The organism is Paenibacillus sp. NPDC058174 (assembly GCF_042883865.1).
GTDB lineage: Bacteria > Bacillota > Bacilli > Paenibacillales > Paenibacillaceae > Pristimantibacillus.
The window spans coordinates 1,527,102-1,542,636 of record NZ_JBHVUY010000001.1 but is presented as its reverse complement, the minus strand read 5'-3'; the positions used below and the strand labels follow the sequence as shown (position 1 = coordinate 1,542,636).

The window sequence follows — 15,535 nt, the reverse complement described above, 5'->3', positions numbered from 1 at the left end:
AAACTCGGCCGACGCGCCGGGTTTGTCTGCTTTGAATAGAGAAAGAGGTGTACTATGCTGCAAAATCAAACGGGCGATGCCTGTCATCAAGATATCATTTCACTCGAAGGCGTAACCTTCTCCTACCAGCAGCAGCGGGTCATTACCGGCCTCGACTTCTCAGTCAAGGAACGGGATTTCGTCGGTTTAATCGGCTCTAATGGTGCTGGCAAAACGACGCTGCTCCGCATGATCGTCGGACTGCTGAAGCCGGAGAGCGGCGTTATCCGCCTGTTCGGCGAGCCCGTCTCGCGCTTCAAGGCCTGGGACCGCATCGGCTATGTGCCGCAAAAAAATTCGTTCAACCCGCTGTTTCCGGCCACGGTTCGCGAAGTGGTGCTGTCGGGACTATACGGGCGCAATAAAATATTCCGTTCGATCGGCAAAGCCGATCAAATCAAATGCGAGGATGCGCTGCATGCGATGAATATTGAAGATCTGGCAGGCAAGCGGATCGGCCAGCTTTCCGGAGGACAGCAGCAGCGTGTCTTTCTGGCAAGAGCTCTGATCAACAATCCGTCTCTGCTCATTCTGGATGAGCCTACAGTCGGCATCGATACCGAAACGCAGGAAGGCTTCTTCCATATGATCAAGCATATGCATCAGCATCATAATATTACGTTTCTGATGGTATCCCATGATATGGATATGATCCGTTCTTACTTGGGAGAAAGACCGGTTGCCGAAAGCGGCAAGCTGAAATTTTACAAAAAGCATTCTCATGAGCTTCAGGATTGTGTGGAGAATGATTTAACGCATAGCTTGAGAGGGCTGCGTCAGCAAATGGAGAGCAGGAAAGAGGTAGTTGCGGTTGTTGGAGATATTGGGTAGTGAGTTTTTTCAGCGTGCGCTCATCGGAGGCGTGCTGATCGGTATTACAGCGCCGTTGATCGGCATTTTTTTAGTGCTTAGACGGTTGTCGATGATCGGCGATACGCTGTCTCATGTATCGATAGCAGGGGTAGCGCTTGGTTTTCTAATCGGCGTCTATCCGGTTGCAGTCGGCTTGCTGTTCGCCATCGCTGCTTCCTTCGCCATTGAGAAGCTGCGCAAAGCTTATAAGACATATGCAGAGCTGTCCATTGCCATTATAATGTCAGGCGGCGTTGCGCTCGCTTCGATTTTATTTACGCTTGGCAAGGGGTTTAACGTCAACGTCAACGGTTATTTGTTCGGCAGCATCTACACGCTCGGCAATATTGACATTGTCACGATCGCGATCGTGACAGTTGTTGTTCTTGTTGCCATGCGGACGCAGGTCAAAGAGCTGTTCCTGCTTACGTTTGACGAGGACGCAGCAGCTGTAAGCGGCTTGCCCGTCCGGTTCTATAATGTTATGATTAGCGTGCTTACCGCGCTCGTTATTAGTGCATCTATTAAGATCGTTGGCGCCTTGCTCGTATCGGCATTGCTGACGATTCCGGCAGCATGCAGCCTTATTATCGCCCGCAGCTTCCGGCAAACGATCTTTGCAGTTGTTATCATCGGAGAGTTGGCTGTTGTCTTTGGCCTTCTGATCGCCGGAGTATGGAATTTGGCGCCCGGCGGCACAATTGTACTGCTTTTGATTGCAATTTTACTCGTCCTGATCCTGTTCAAGCCAGGCCTGAGGACGGGCAGTTAACTTCGACAGAGGTGCATAACCATTGAGTGACATCAATATTTGGCTGGCGTTCGGCGCCGGCTTGGCTTCTTTTATCTCGCCATGCTGTCTGCCCTTGTATCCGTCTTATTTATCTTACATAACCGGTATTTCTGTAAGTGATCTTAAGCAAAATCAGCAGACGAAAAAAATGCGCATCCGCACGATGACGCATACGCTTTTTTTCATTCTCGGATTTTGCACCGTCTATTACACGCTGGGCTACGGCTCTAACGTGTTCGCGGAGTTTTTCAGCGAATATGCAGATGTCATTCGCAAGCTGTCCGCGATTCTGATCGTTTTAATGGGGCTGTTTCTCGTTGGCATTTTCCAGCCGCAGGTTCTGATGAAAGAGCGGAGATTTAACATCGATCCGAACAAAAGATCCGGCTTTATCGGCTCGTTTATTTTCGGAATCGGCTTCTCTGCTGGCTGGACACCTTGTATTGGTCCTGCACTTACTGCCATCCTGGCGCTTGCCGCATCAGAGCCGGGCACTTGGTTCCAGTTGACGACGGCTTATGCTTTGGGCTTTGCCATTCCGTTTTTTGCATTGGCCTTTTTCCTCGGCTCCGCCCGCTGGCTGCTTAAATATTCTTCGCTCGTTATGAAGATTGGCGGCGGTGTTATGATTCTGATGGGTATTTTGCTGTTCACGAACCAAATGACCAAAATCACCATCTGGCTGAATCTGGTTACACCAGATTGGCTTAAGTTTTAAGACCGGCAAGCTATGTGAAATACTCGATCTTCGCGTTCGGGAAATACTCGAATATGCGCTCCGATATAAACATGCGGAGCGCATAGGCTTGTTCATCAGGGTATACATATTTGCCCTGCCCCCAGCGCCCCCACTTATACTTCCGCTTCTCGATATCCATCTCCAGCTTCGTCTTCGGATAACGCTTCTCAATTACATTTTTCGCAGTCTTTGTGAACCGGTGCTGAATAAGCTCAAAGGTCAGGTCGCCGTTTTTGGCTTCTTCAGGAAGCGCCTCGGCTAATGTCTTCAGCAGCTCGGCATAACCCTCTTCCCAGCCGTCATGCCAAATAATCGGCGCGATTATAAAGCCCATCGGATACCCTGCTTTGGCTACTTTGGCAGCTGCTTCAATCCGCTGCTCGAAGCGGGAGGTCGCAGGCTCGAAATGCTTGATGACATATTTGGAATTGACGCTGAAACGGATACGGGTATGCCCGTTATGCTTGGCATCCAGCAGCGAATCAACATGATGGAACTTGGTCACGAACCGGAGACGGCCGAGCGGCTGCTCTCCCATATATTCGATCAGCTCGCGCAGACTGCCGGTAATGGGCTCCAGACCGACAGGGTCGGAGGTGCAGGCCGCTTCGAAACGGGTAATTTCCGGTTCACGCTCGTCGATATATCCTTGAGCCGCTTGCAGAATCTCATCGATATTGACGTATACGCGAATGTAAGGCTTGGAGCCTAACGTCGTCTGTAAGTAGCAATAATGACAGTGCCCCATGCAGCCTGTCGCGATGGGAATCGCATATTCAGCGGAAGGCTTCGATTGATCGAATTTCAACGTTTTCCGCACGCCGACAACAAGCGTTCGTTTGGCAATGCGGTATTGCTCCAGCTCGCTGTCGCCTGGCAGGTTCGTTATCCGGTTATGGGAGGTGGTCATCCGGAAGGGGATGCCTTCCTTTTCAACCCATGCCATAATCCGCTTGCCCTTCGGGTATTCCAGCGCACCTGGCTCAAAGTAAACAAGATCGGGAATGAAGGAAAGCTCGCTTCGGTCGACGTTTGGCTTTTCAATTACAGTTGTTGCCATCGGATACCCTCCCGTTAAATAAATGATTTCTTTAGTGTGGGACGCCAGCGCCTTTGGCAAACAGGGAGTTACAAGAAATAACGCTGTCGGCGAAATGGCAGCCAATTGAGAATAAGTTGCAGAGCGGATTGAAAACGGTGTATGATACTAAGAGTAACGCCTGAGAGACAAGGTGTAAGAAGTTGGGTTAGGGGGTTCTTCATTGCCGACTCCGAGCATGGAAGACTACTTGGAACGTATTTATAAGCTTATCGACGAAAAGGGGTACGCACGCGTATCAGATATCGCGGAAGGGCTTGAAGTTCATCCGTCGTCTGTTACGAAGATGATCCAGAAGCTGGACAAAGACAACTATTTAATTTACGAGAAATATCGCGGGCTTGTTCTTACGAGCAAAGGGAAGAAGATGGGTAAGCGTCTGGTTGACCGCCATCAACTGCTGGAGTCGTTTCTGACGCTGATTGGCGTACAGGAAGAGAACATTTATCGCGACGTGGAAGGCATTGAGCATCATTTAAGCTGGGATTCGATAACCTGCATTGAGACGTTGGTTGAATATTTCCACCGCGATCCGGCCCGTATGGAAGAATTAAAGGGCATTCGCGAAGAGCTGGAAACCTCAGAATAGCGATGACAAAACGAAAGAAGCCTGCCGGATTGGCAGGCTTCTTTCGTTTTGTCATGTGTAACGCTTCTTGCGAAGCATCAATGATATTTCGGCGTGTCGTCATCGTCCTTGCCGCCGTTAATGACACGAAAAGGAACGGTGCGGGATTTCGGCTTTTGCCGCGGCTGTGTCCGGTTCTGCTTCACATACGGCTGCTTTGGATTCGCGCCTCTTCCCCAACTGGAGGGAGGGAATTTATAGAGCAGGAAAATACCGCCCAGCACGACGATCGGAATGAGATATGCTGCAGGGTTCGACGTGAAGCTGTCTAACAGCCCGATCGCGAACAAGATGACGACGATGACGGTCGTAATACTCCACCCTCGCGGAAGATTAGCCATATGCTTCCCGTCCTTTGCCTTAGTTTTTAGTCATTTGCTGGTCAAGCTCACGCATCCGGTTGAAGGAAGCGATGGATACTGCAACCTGATCGTCCTTAGGCTCTTTAGTCGTAAGAAGCTGGAGCCAAAGTCCAGGATAGCCAAGGTAACGCAGTACAGGCGTTTCACGCAGTGCGTTCGTCCATCTCAGCACCTCGTAAGAAATGCCAAGTACAAGAGGGAGCAGCAGAATGCGGATATAAATCCGTTCCCAAATCGTATCCCAAGTGAAAATCGGAAGCGAGTAGATAATTACGCCTACGATAACTGTGAAAATAATGAAGCTGCTGCCGCAGCGATAATGGAGACGGCTGTATTTTTGCACATTTTTAACCGTTAAATCCTCGCCTGCTTCGTAGGCTGTAATGACTTTATGCTCAGCACCATGATATTGGAACAGCCGTTTGATAATCGGCGTCATCGACATCAGGTAGAGGTAGGAGAGCAGCAGAATGATTTTAATAAGTCCTTCTAACAAATTATGCCCGACTTTGTTTTCGAATACATTCTCGAACAGAAGACTTTCGAGCGCAGCCGGTACCGCCGTGAAGATGAGCTTGCCGAATACGAAGGACAATACGCCTGCGACGGCTACGCCGACAAGCATGCTGAGACTCCAGCCCGAGCCTTCTTTTTTCTTCTCGGCTTGTTTCGCTGCCGCTTCCGGGTTTTTCGCTGCTTCATCAGCGGCTTCATCCTCCGCATAGTTCTCCATAGAGAAGTTCAAATGCTGCGAGCCCTTGGCGCTGGATTCGATAATGCCAACCACACCGCGTACAAGCGGAATTTTTTTCAATCGCTGTACCCAATTACGAGTCGTTCTCGGAACCTCAAGAAAGACGATTTCGTCATTTTTACGCCGAACCGCCGTTACATTCACATGTTTGCCTGCGAACATAACGCCTTCAATTACCGCTTGTCCGCCGTAAATGCTTTTGGAGTTTTGAGACAAGAGACAGGTCACCTTCCTTAAGTTGCTTGAATCCCGAACGGAACACAAGTTATCGTTGTCATTATTGCTTTGCTTCTATTGTACTTGATCTATAGGCCAATTGCCAACGGCATCGTTTGGCTTGCGGGGCGCTGCGGACTTTCCTTCCAAACGGTTAGCCGACTATCGTTTTTCACATAATAGGGCTATAACCTTTAAACGGAAAGCAGGGATACATACATGGCTAACAAAGCTGCTGACCGGAAATTGGCGGGAAGCAAAGAAGACAGGCTGCATCACCATACGAACCCTTTTCTGTTCGAACTGACGATCGGTTTTTTTGCCGGACTAATCTGGGGCCTGATCCGCTGGATGCTGTACGAATTCAAATTTACGAAAGAGCTGCCGGGCATTATGGCGGATCCTTTTTTCCGCAGCAGCTTTCTTAAGACGTATTGGGGGATGGCTGTAGGTATTGGCTGCTACATCCTATTCTCTATTATTGCCGCACATTTGTATTACTTTTTATTCCGCAGGCTGCGCGGTCCATGGCCGGGTGTACTGTACGGCTTCCTGTGGTGGATCATCATTTTCGTGTTTGCCGGTCCCATGCTCCATATTTCTCAGCCGATCAGGATGGCGGGCTGGAATACGTTTGTAACAGAGCTGTGCGTATTTCTGCTGTGGGGATTGTTTATCGGCTATTCTACGGCCTTTGAATTTACCGATGAAGCTTCTCGTGAGCCTGTTGGAGCGTACTAAACAGTTTCAGCTTCTCAAGCGGCGGGCATTTGTGGTAAAATGTCTTGTGATCTTTGGCGACAGGCCATAATCGGCTGGTTGGGGGTGCGAGTATGCTGAAAATTGTAGTATTGAACGGACCGAACTTGAACATGCTGGGCATTCGCGAGCCTGGCGTATACGGGACGGAGACGCTTGCCGAGATCGAAGCCGCGCTGTTAAGCCAAGCTTCCGAGCTGGGCGTTGAGCTGGATTTTTTCCAGTCCAACCACGAAGGCGCGCTCATTGACCGGATACATAGCGCATTTGGCAATGCCGACGGCTTCCTGATCAATCCGGGAGCGCTGACGCATTACAGCTACGCGTTAAGAGATGCTTTCTCGACAGTGGCGCTGCCCGTCGTTGAAGTGCATCTGTCTAACATTCATAAACGGGAAGCGTTCCGGCATACGTCGGTTATCGCGCCCGTTGCCGTAGGCCAGATTGCCGGCTTCGGCGGACAAAGCTACGAGCTGGGACTGACGGCGCTTGTACGCAAGCTCCAGCAGGATCGGAATACAGCTTAAGGAAGGAAGGGATAGCAAATGGCGAATGCGAGAGTCGAACGACTGCGTCAATCGATGGCTGAGCAGGGCTTTGAAGCAATCCTCATCGGCAGCAGCCACAATCGGAATTATTTAAGCGGCTTTACGGGATCTTCCGGTACTGTGGTCATCACGAATCAGGACAGTTTTTTGCTGACCGACTTCCGGTATATGACGCAAGCTCCGCAGCAAGCGGCCGGGTTCAAAGTCATTGAGCATGGACCGCGTGTTATGGACAGCGTACGCGAGCTGCTTGCAGCAAGCGGAATTTGCGAGCTTGCGTTTGAGCAAGATCAGGTGTCATATGGCGAATATGCTGCCTGGAGCGAGCAGCTTGACGGAGTTGTGTTAAAGCCGGCGGCTGGTCTGGTAGAGCAGCTTCGGATGATTAAGGATGAAGATGAGCTGCGCATTATGAAAGAAGCGGCGGATTTGGCCGATGCGGCATTTAGCCATGTACAAAAGCTGCTTCAGCCGGGAGTCAGAGAGTCTGACATCGCACTGGAGCTTGAAATGTACATGCGCAGCCATGGCGCTTCGTCAACCTCGTTCGAGACGATCGTAGCGTCGGGAGAAAGATCAGCGCTGCCTCATGGCGTTGCAAGCGACCGGCTGATCGGCAAGAATGAATTCGTAACGCTCGACTTTGGCGCTTATTACAGGGGATATTGCTCGGACTTGACCCGTACGGTCGTCGTAGGCGAACCAACAGCTAAGCACCGGGAAATATACGGCATCGTGCTGGAAGCTCAATTGCATGCGCTGGAGCATATCCGGCCGGGCATGACAGGCAAAGAAGCGGATGCGCTCGCAAGAGACATCATTGCGAAATACGGCTATGGCGATCAATTCGGGCACAGCACCGGACACGGCCTTGGCATGGAAGTGCATGAGCAGCCTAGATTGTCCAAGCTTAGCGACATGATTTTAACCCCCGGCATGACGGTGACGGTTGAGCCCGGCATCTATCTCCCCGGCTTCGGCGGAGTACGGATCGAGGATGATATCGTCATAACGGAATCCGGTATTAAAATATTAACCTCATCCCCGAAAGAGCTTCTTACTCTGGGTTAAGGACTATTCCAAGCAAATATCAGGAGGGAAATACAAGTGATTTCAGTAAATGATTTTAAAACAGGCTTGACCGTCGAAGTGGACGGCGATATTTTCTCGGTAACTGAGTTCCAGCACGTTAAACCGGGCAAAGGCGCAGCATTCGTGCGCTCCAAATTGAAAAACCTGCGCAACGGCAACGTTGTGGAGAAAACTTTCCGTGCGGGCGAAAGCATTGGCCGTGCCATCATCGAAAACCGTGAAGTACAATACCTGTACAACTCGGGCGATGAGTACACGTTCATGGACAACGAAACTTACGACCAGTTCGCTCTGAGCCAGAAGCAGCTGGAATGGGAGCTTAACTTCCTGAAAGAAAATATGAACGTAAATATTTCCAGCTACCAAGGCGAAATTATCGGTATTCAAATGCCGAACAGCGTTGAGCTGAAAGTAACAGAAACAGAGCCAGGCGTTAAAGGCAACACGGCGCAAGGCGCTACGAAAAGCGCGAAGGTCGAAACTGGCCTGAACGTTCAAGTGCCGCTGTTCATCAACGAAGGCGACGTTCTGTTGGTCGATACACGCGAAGGCAAATACATCTCCCGCGCTTAGTATCGGGGGCAGTGACCGTCCAATCCTGAGGATTGGGCGGTTTTTTTATAGTTGCATATACCCAGACAGGCGGTTAATGTGATATAATATCGACTTGTATGTATATGTCAAGGTTGGGGAGTGAATCAGCTTTGTCGTTGATAGTGATGAAGTTTGGCGGAAGCTCGGTAGGAACACCGGAGCGGATGCAGCGGGTTGCAAAACGGATAATTGAAAGCCAGCAGGCGGGTAACCGCGTCGTGGTTGTCGTATCCGCAATGGGAGATACAACGGATGATTTAATTGACCAGTCTAAGCTGCTTAATCCGAATCCGCCGGCGCGTGAGATGGATATGCTTCTTACGACCGGTGAACAAATATCGGTTGCGCTTTTGTCGATGACCATTCATCAGCTTGGCCATAAAGCGGTATCGCTGACTGGCTGGCAAGCGGGCATCCGTACGGAAGCGGTACACAGCAAGGCGAAAATTACGGACATTCGTCCGGAACGTTTGCACAAGGAGCTTGATCAAGGCAATATCGTCATCGTGGCAGGCTTCCAAGGCATGTCGGAGGATGGCGACATTACGACGCTCGGACGCGGCGGCTCCGACACGACTGCAGTTGCGCTTGCGGCTGCTGTTGAAGCGGATGTATGTGAAATTTTTACAGACGTCGACGGCGTTTATTCGACAGACCCGCGCGTCGTGAAATGCGCACGCAAGCTGAATGAAATTTCGTATGACGAAATGCTGGAGCTGGCCCATCTCGGAGCGGCGGTATTGCACCCCCGCGCGGTGGAATATGCGAAGCATAACAATGTAAAGCTTGTCGTTCGTTCCAGCTTTACGCATAACGAAGGTACAAGTGTGAAGGAGGAAGCGGTCATGGAGCAGGGAGTTGTCGTTCGAGGCATCGCATTTGACAAAAACGTAGCAAGAATCAGCATTCTCGGCGTTCAGGATGTTCCGGGCGTACTCGCAAATGTATTCGGCGAATTGGCGAATAACGGAATTGATGTAGACATTATCGTGCAAAGCGGTGTGCAGGACGGCAAAGCCGACTTCTCCTTCACTTTGTCCCGCGACGACAAGGAAAGAGCGGTTGAAGTCATTTACAGCATCCGCGAGAAGGTGCCTTTCCGTGAAGTAACCTCGGAGGACGATCTGGTGAAAATTTCGATCGTTGGCGCTGGCATGGTCAGCAATCCTGGCGTTGCTGCAACGATGTTCGCAGCGATTTCCGAACTGGGCGTTAGCATTAAGCTGGTCAGCACGTCGGAAATTAAAGTTTCCTGTGTAATCGCATCTGAGCCGCTGGTTGATGTTGTGCGCGCGCTGCACACGGCTTACGGCCTGGATACGGCAGAGCAAGCTTTCGTCGGCGGACCGCAAGACCGCAGATAATTGGAATGAAATAAAGAAGAGGCCATCCGCTTGCCGCGGGTGGCCTCTTTTTTCGCTTCTGATGCGCAGCTTCCGGATCGCCGGACCTTTCGTTCCGTTTAGCCGCAATTGCTTATCAACATATCGCCGTAAAGTCTCGGCACCTCTTGATAACGGTCGATGGCGGCGCAGCTCTCCAAATCTTTGCGCAAGCCGAGCTTCAGCAGTTTTTTGCCGGTCATCCCCTGTTGAATCGTCTCTTTGACGGCATGGGAGCGGTCGCCGTATAGCGCGAGCATGGCACAGCCAAAATCGTCGAGCTCAAGCGCTCCCCCCGTCATCCCCTGCAATCTCTCCAGCAGAAGACCGGCGCAAAGTCCGTCCTCCAATGCAAATTCATCATTGCTGCCCGCACATAAAATAACGATATCCCGCCGAAGCTCCAAAGCAGCTTTTGCGCAAGCCGAAGCATTAAGAAGTGCTCCTGCCAGTACAAAATCCGCTTTTGCCGATTTCACTATGGCGCGGGTTCCGTTTGTCGTCGTTAAAATAATTTTCCGGTCCCGCACCTCTGGACTCGTATATTCATCTGGAGAAGAGCCAAGGTCGAAGCCCGGGATTTTCCGGCAGAACCGCTCTCCTCCCAGCAAATCGCCAGTCTGCCGCGCTGCCCGTGCCTCTAGGACTGTCTCTACCGGAACGACGCCGATGGAACCTGCCGCCAAAGCGGTAACGATGGCGCTGGATGCGCAAAGCACATCGACGATGAGTGCTGTTTTATGGTGAAATTGCGCCGAGCTCGCTTCATTGACGCTTGAAATGACCTGAACCCGCATTTCAAAGATCCGCCTTTCTCTTAATGGCATTTGCTATGATCCCTTTCATACAATACGAATCATGCAAGCAATATATGCAGGTTTTGCTGGGCATGTGCCCGTTATTATCGGAATGAATAGGAGACAAGCCCGCATAGAGTAATAGAGAAGGAAGGAGGACAAGGCAATGCTGAATAAAATTGTGCTCAGTATGGCATCGCTTCGCATTACTTCAGGAATGATCGAAATTTGTGCCGCGCTTATTATGCTGAGGCTGAATCAGATTGACAAGGCGCTGCTCGTCAATTCCTCGCTTGCTCTGGTAGGCCCGCTGATACTAATAGCGACGACAACAATCGGCTTAGTCGGCCTGTCGGATAAGCTGTCATTCGGGAAGCTGGCTTGGATTGCCGCGGGAATCGCCTGCCTATTCATCGGCATTTTGAAAAAATAATAGAATCGATTCTAGCAAATAGGTGGACATATTATTGGGGTCCAAGCATACAAATGTAACTACGAAGGACAAACATCCGGGAGTGATGAGGGGATGCTGAACCGAGTGGTTCATTTGCTGCCATTGGAGTTGAAGGCGGTGCTTGAGAAGCTGCCTGAGACGGCTCTTGCGCAATTGGAGGAGATCCGGATCCGGGAAGGCCGGCCGCTGGAGCTTGGGCTTCGGGGCCAGTCCCGGTTTGCCGGAACTGACGGCACGCTGCGCATGACGGCTGATGGGGCTTACAAGCCAACGGGAGATATTTGCCGCAAGCTGCTTGAACGCATTACGAACTATTCGTTATATGCAATGGAAGAAGAGCTGAAACGAGGGTTTATAACCGTCGCCGGCGGACATCGCATTGGACTGGCTGGCAGAACGGTGTTGGACAGCGGAAGCGTTCGGGGCATCCGCGATATCGGCGCATTCAATATTCGGATTGCCCGGGAGGTAATCGGCTCAGCCAATCATTTGCTTCCTAAGCTGCTCGACCGAAGCCGGAAATCGGTTCACTCGACACTTATACTTGCTCCCCCTCAACAGGGGAAAACAACGCTCGTACGTGATCTTGCCCGTTCGATCAGCTATGGCTTATGGGGGCAAGGCGAGGGGGCCGGCTGGCAGGGGAGGAAGGTTGGCGTGGTGGACGAGCGCTCTGAAATTGCGGCTTGCGTACGCGGCATCCCAACCTTTGACATCGGTCCGCGAACCGATGTCATGGACGCTTGCCCGAAGGCTGAGGGCATGATGATGCTGCTTCGGTCGATGTCGCCCGAGGTAGTTGTAGCGGACGAGATCGGACGGGATGAAGACGGGGAAGCGATCCGGGAAGCGAGCCACGCAGGCGTGAGCGTCGTCGCCACTGCCCATGCTTATGACGTACAGGATGCGCTTGGCCGTCCGGTGCTTCGCCGCCTGCTGGAGGACGGCTCCTTCCAGCAGATCGTCGAGCTGCGCCGGACGACTGCAGGCTTTATGCATCGGATTATTAGCGCAGAGTCTGCGGTCCGGAGTCCGGCCGCCAGGGAGCCAACAGCAGCGTTGACTGCTGCTTCGGCTTCCACGTTCAGGCGGAGCAGTGCGGATCCCTCACCGGTCGAGAGCGGCCTGCAAAGAGGCGGTGCGAGTTGATCAAACTGCTAGGTGCCGTTCTCATCCTGTTTGCCGGAACGCTGATCGGCTTCCAGCAGGCGGCGAGATTTGCCGCAAGGCCGCGCCAGCTTCGCCAACTCGCCCATGCGCTGCAGCGGCTGGAGACTGAAATCGGCTATGGCCATACGCCATTGCCGGAGGCGCTCGGCCGGATCGCAGCGGTTGTGCCGTCACCTATCGCAGATCTGTTCTTGCTGGCTGCGGAGGGTGTTGCGCATGACGACGGCTTGTCTTTTCGCGAAAGCTGGGAGCAGGCGATGAGGCAAGGATGGGAGGCAACCGCGATGCGGGCAGGCGAGCAGGCGGTCATGCTGCGGTTAGGCTCCGCGCTTGGCATAAGCGACAAGGACGATCAGCTGAAGCACTTGAAGCTGGCGCTGCTTCAGCTGAAGGCGGAAGAGGACGCAGCCAAGGAGGACCAGGGACGCTATGAGAAGATGTGGAAAAGCCTTGGCGTGCTGATCGCTGTGCTCGTCGTCATTTTGATGGTTTAGTGGGGTGCCGCGGAAATGAACATGGATGTGAGCGCCATCTTCCAAATTGCAGGCATTGGCATCATTATCGCCATGATTCATACGGTGCTGAAGCAGATGGGAAAAGAAGATATGGCGCATTGGGTTACCGTAATCGGATTTGTAGTCGTGTTGTTCATGGTCGTTCGGCTGCTGAACGATTTGTTCCAGGAAATTAAGACGATTTTTTTGTTTCAGTAAACTTTTAGGGAAGCCGCGAGTAGGTGAACGAAGTGGAAATCATTCAAATCGTCGGACTTGCGCTGATCGCGACCGTCCTGATTCTTGTCGTTCGAGAACAGAAGCCCATGTTCGCTTTCCTGCTTGCGGCCTTTACCGGCATTTTTATCTTTCTCTATCTGATCGGCAAGATCGATACCGTCATAACGGTATTGGAAGATTTAGCGAACCGATCCGGCATTCCGTCCATTTACTTGAAGACGATACTGAAAATTATCGGAATCGCTTATATCGCCGAATTCGGCGCACAGATTGTCCGGGATGCCGGTCAGGAAAGCATAGCTTCCAAAGTAGAATTTGCCGGCAAGGTGCTCATTCTCGTTATGGCGGTGCCGATTATTAGCGTCATTGTAGAAACGGTAATCGGATTGCTGCCGGCGGGGGGGTAAGAGAATGATTCACGCGACGAGCAAGGGAAGCACGTCCCGTATGATCCGGTTTGTCATTGCCGTATTCGTCATTTGGCTCCTGACCGCTGCGCTTCCCTTTGGCAATCCGGAACAATCGGCCTTTGCAAATGAGGAGCCGGAGGCTAGCGCCGCCGGAGCGCCGGCTGGGCAGCAGGACGTGCTGCCTGAGGGGCTGATCGGCAACGGAATGGACGGGGTCAGTACCGATGCGGTGGAATCCTTTTGGAAAAAGCTGAAGGATGAATACGGCGGTTACTTTCCTGACCAGCAGATGCCAAGTTTTATGGAAATGATTATGCCGGGCGGTGAAGGGCTCAAGCTGGAAACGGTTATTAAAGGATTGCTGAGCTATTTCCTGCATGAGATTCTTTACAACGGAAAGCTGCTGGTCACGATCGTCATGCTCACCGTTTTCAGCATGGTGCTGGAGACGCTGCAGAACGCATTTGAACGCAATACGGTCAGCAAGGTGGCTTACTCGATCGCTTATATGGTTCTGGTCATCTTGGCGGTGAACAGCTTTCACGTCGCTATCGGCTATGCGAAGGACGCCATCGGCGGCATGATCCAATTCATGCTCGCGATGATACCGCTTCTGTTGACGCTGCTGGCATCGATGGGCAACGTTGTTACCGTCTCGGTGCTGCATCCCTTGATCATTTTCATGATACATGCCGTTGGCACTTTGATCTATACAGTCGTCTTCCCGCTGCTGTTCTTCTCTGCGGTCCTTCATATCGTGAGCGCCCTGACGGAAAAGTTCAAAGTTACGCAGCTCGCTAATCTTCTTCGCAATATAGGCGTTGGCGTCATGGGCATACTCGTGACCGTGTTTCTAGGCGTCATTTCGGTTCAAGGAGCGACCAGCGCAGTGACGGACGGCATTACGATGCGGACAGCGAAATTCGTCACAGGCAACTTTGTTCCTGTTGTGGGCCGGATGTTTTCTGATGCCGCGGACACCGTGATTTCGGCTTCCATGTTAGCCAAAAATGCCATCGGCATTGCAGGCGTCATCATCTTGCTGTTTCTATGTGCTTTTCCAGCGATCAAAATATTGACGCTTGCGCTCATTTACAACGTAGCTGCCGCAGTTATGCAGCCGCTTGGAGATTCGCCTATCGTGGAGTGCCTGCAAACGATCGGCAAGACGATGATCTACGTATTTGCCGCGCTGGCAGCCGTCAGTTTAATGTTTTTCCTGGCTGTTACGATCGTGCTTACCGCCGGCAATGCGGCGATTATGGCGCGTTGACGACGGGTACGGGCGTGAAGCGGGACGGGCCTTTCGGAAAGGAGCTGCTGCTTTGGTTACATGGCTGGGCGATTGGCTGAGAGATATTATTGCGGTTATTATGCTCGCCGTCTTCATGGAGCTGCTGCTTCCGAACAAAGCCATGCAGCGTTACGCCAGACTCGTCATCGGGCTGCTGATCCTGCTTACCATTCTCTCTCCGATACTGAGACTGCTTCAGGGTGATTTCAGCGCCAGGCTGGGTGACAGCGTCCGGCAATGGGAAATGGGCTCTGGAACGCAGGAGATCAAAATGCCGACGCTGCAGGACATTCAGAAGGATGCGGAAAACCTCAGCAAGCAGCGGGACAACCAAGCGGCTGCACTTACACAGCAAACGCTGGAGAAAGCGATGGCTAAGGCGGTTGGGGAGCGGACGAAAGCAAAGGTGCAGCAGGTGGATGTCGAATTGAAGTGGGCGGTGGAAGGCAGCCGGCGAACACCTTACTTGAACAAGGTGACGGTTACGCTGGCGGCAGCTGAGGCTGCGCAGTCTGGCAAGGGTGATGCAGGCGGGGATGCGAATCGGGGGGGCCAGGTGGATGAGGTACAGCCGGTCGATGTGACGGTCAAGGTAGACGCTGGGGCAGCAGAGGGTTCTAGTGGTGCGGGCGGAGCAAGCGGAGGGGATACGAATGTGGATGCGGATGCGGAAGAGGCTTGGGTCAAGGTGAGCCCTGCTTTGGGAGACAAGGTGCGCAGCGTACTGGCCGACGGCTGGGGAGTCAGTCCGGAAATTGTACTTGTCCGTCAGCCGGCTGCCGGGTGAACGAAGGCATATAGAAGACGCAGCAAAGGAGG

At 52.2% G+C, this 15,535-nt stretch carries 20 protein-coding genes; 16 read left to right on the top strand and 4 right to left on the bottom strand.

The features are described 5' to 3' along the window. Positions 1–54 precede the first annotated feature (54 nt). The 3 genes from ACFVVF_RS07075 to ACFVVF_RS07065 are packed head-to-tail and all read left to right on the top strand — an operon-like array spanning position 55 to position 2,402. A complete protein-coding gene (locus ACFVVF_RS07075; protein ID WP_387806682.1) occupies positions 55–870 on the top strand; it encodes a metal ABC transporter ATP-binding protein in 816 nt (271 codons plus the stop codon). Further along, positions 854–1,663: a metal ABC transporter permease gene (locus ACFVVF_RS07070; protein WP_387808886.1), complete on the top strand. Its 810-nt coding sequence runs from the start codon at positions 854–856 to the stop codon at positions 1,661–1,663. Before ACFVVF_RS07075 ends, ACFVVF_RS07070 begins: the two co-directional genes overlap by 17 nt. A 22-nt stretch (positions 1,664–1,685) precedes the next feature. Next, complete coding sequence (locus ACFVVF_RS07065) at positions 1,686–2,402, top strand: cytochrome c biogenesis CcdA family protein (protein ID WP_387806680.1); 717 nt, start codon at positions 1,686–1,688, stop codon at positions 2,400–2,402. A gap of 10 nt (positions 2,403–2,412) precedes the next feature. Here the strand turns inward: ACFVVF_RS07065 and splB are convergent, their stop codons facing one another. After that, on the bottom strand, positions 2,413–3,483 hold the full coding sequence (splB, locus tag ACFVVF_RS07060) for a spore photoproduct lyase (protein ID WP_387806678.1): 1,071 nt from the start codon (positions 3,481–3,483) through the stop codon (positions 2,413–2,415). Positions 3,484–3,685: 202 nt separating this feature from the next. Between splB and mntR the strand changes: the two genes are divergently transcribed. Then, on the top strand, positions 3,686–4,111 hold the full coding sequence (mntR, locus tag ACFVVF_RS07055; RefSeq protein WP_387806676.1) for a transcriptional regulator MntR: 426 nt from the start codon (positions 3,686–3,688) through the stop codon (positions 4,109–4,111). A gap of 77 nt (positions 4,112–4,188) precedes the next feature. On the opposite strand, the gene ACFVVF_RS07050 is transcribed toward mntR, so the two are convergent. Continuing rightward, positions 4,189–4,491 (bottom strand): hypothetical protein, encoded by a 303-nt coding sequence (locus ACFVVF_RS07050; RefSeq protein ID WP_387806675.1) that lies wholly within the window; start codon positions 4,489–4,491, stop codon positions 4,189–4,191. Positions 4,492–4,510: 19 nt separating this feature from the next. Further along, a complete protein-coding gene (locus tag ACFVVF_RS07045; protein ID WP_387806673.1) occupies positions 4,511–5,482 on the bottom strand; it encodes a DUF1385 domain-containing protein in 972 nt (323 codons plus the stop codon). Between the two features lie 219 nt (positions 5,483–5,701). Here ACFVVF_RS07045 and ACFVVF_RS07040 point away from each other — a divergent pair, with 219 nt between their 5' ends. The 5 genes from ACFVVF_RS07040 to ACFVVF_RS07020 all read left to right on the top strand — a co-directional run bounded on the left by ACFVVF_RS07040 (position 5,702) and on the right by ACFVVF_RS07020 (position 9,839). After that, on the top strand, positions 5,702–6,223 hold the full coding sequence (locus ACFVVF_RS07040) for a YqhR family membrane protein (protein WP_387806671.1): 522 nt from the start codon (positions 5,702–5,704) through the stop codon (positions 6,221–6,223). Between the two features lie 92 nt (positions 6,224–6,315). Next, positions 6,316–6,768 (top strand): type II 3-dehydroquinate dehydratase, encoded by a 453-nt coding sequence (gene aroQ / locus ACFVVF_RS07035; protein ID WP_387806669.1) that lies wholly within the window; start codon positions 6,316–6,318, stop codon positions 6,766–6,768. A gap of 18 nt (positions 6,769–6,786) precedes the next feature. Continuing rightward, entirely contained in the window at positions 6,787–7,860 is a 1,074-nt protein-coding gene (locus ACFVVF_RS07030) for a M24 family metallopeptidase (protein ID WP_387806667.1), read from the top strand. A gap of 36 nt (positions 7,861–7,896) precedes the next feature. Further along, complete coding sequence (gene efp, locus ACFVVF_RS07025; RefSeq protein ID WP_387806665.1) at positions 7,897–8,454, top strand: elongation factor P; 558 nt, start codon at positions 7,897–7,899, stop codon at positions 8,452–8,454. A gap of 131 nt (positions 8,455–8,585) precedes the next feature. Beyond that, positions 8,586–9,839, top strand: a complete 1,254-nt coding sequence (locus tag ACFVVF_RS07020; protein ID WP_387806664.1) for an aspartate kinase — start codon at positions 8,586–8,588, stop codon at positions 9,837–9,839. 98 nt (positions 9,840–9,937) lie between these two features. Here ACFVVF_RS07020 and ACFVVF_RS07015 read toward each other — a convergent pair whose 3' ends face one another. Next, positions 9,938–10,654: a 2-phosphosulfolactate phosphatase gene (locus ACFVVF_RS07015; RefSeq protein ID WP_387806662.1), complete on the bottom strand. Its 717-nt coding sequence runs from the start codon at positions 10,652–10,654 to the stop codon at positions 9,938–9,940. A 166-nt stretch (positions 10,655–10,820) separates the two neighbouring features. Between ACFVVF_RS07015 and ACFVVF_RS07010 the strand changes: the two genes are divergently transcribed. From ACFVVF_RS07010 to spoIIIAF, 7 genes are all read left to right on the top strand, one after another. Next, positions 10,821–11,087, top strand: coding sequence for a YqhV family protein (locus ACFVVF_RS07010; RefSeq protein ID WP_387806660.1), 267 nt, complete (start codon positions 10,821–10,823; stop codon positions 11,085–11,087). A gap of 93 nt (positions 11,088–11,180) precedes the next feature. Then, the gene (gene spoIIIAA, locus ACFVVF_RS07005) at positions 11,181–12,257 is read left to right on the top strand and encodes a stage III sporulation protein AA (RefSeq protein ID WP_387806658.1); all 1,077 of its coding nucleotides are present in this window, start codon (positions 11,181–11,183) and stop codon (positions 12,255–12,257) included. Further along, positions 12,254–12,772 (top strand): stage III sporulation protein SpoIIIAB, encoded by a 519-nt coding sequence (gene spoIIIAB / locus ACFVVF_RS07000; protein WP_387806657.1) that lies wholly within the window; start codon positions 12,254–12,256, stop codon positions 12,770–12,772. Before spoIIIAA ends, spoIIIAB begins: the two co-directional genes overlap by 4 nt. Before the next feature lie 15 nt (positions 12,773–12,787). Beyond that, entirely contained in the window at positions 12,788–12,991 is a 204-nt protein-coding gene (spoIIIAC, locus tag ACFVVF_RS06995) for a stage III sporulation protein AC (RefSeq protein ID WP_042162702.1), read from the top strand. 32 nt (positions 12,992–13,023) lie between these two features. Beyond that, positions 13,024–13,419 carry a stage III sporulation protein AD gene (gene spoIIIAD / locus ACFVVF_RS06990; RefSeq protein WP_387808883.1) on the top strand — a complete coding sequence of 132 codons (396 nt, stop codon included), beginning with the start codon at positions 13,024–13,026 and terminating at the stop codon, positions 13,417–13,419. Positions 13,420–13,423: 4 nt separating this feature from the next. Continuing rightward, on the top strand, positions 13,424–14,695 hold the full coding sequence (gene spoIIIAE, locus ACFVVF_RS06985; protein ID WP_387806654.1) for a stage III sporulation protein AE: 1,272 nt from the start codon (positions 13,424–13,426) through the stop codon (positions 14,693–14,695). Positions 14,696–14,747: 52 nt separating this feature from the next. Beyond that, positions 14,748–15,503 (top strand): stage III sporulation protein AF, encoded by a 756-nt coding sequence (gene spoIIIAF / locus ACFVVF_RS06980; protein ID WP_387806653.1) that lies wholly within the window; start codon positions 14,748–14,750, stop codon positions 15,501–15,503. The last annotated feature ends 32 nt before the right edge of the window (positions 15,504–15,535 follow it).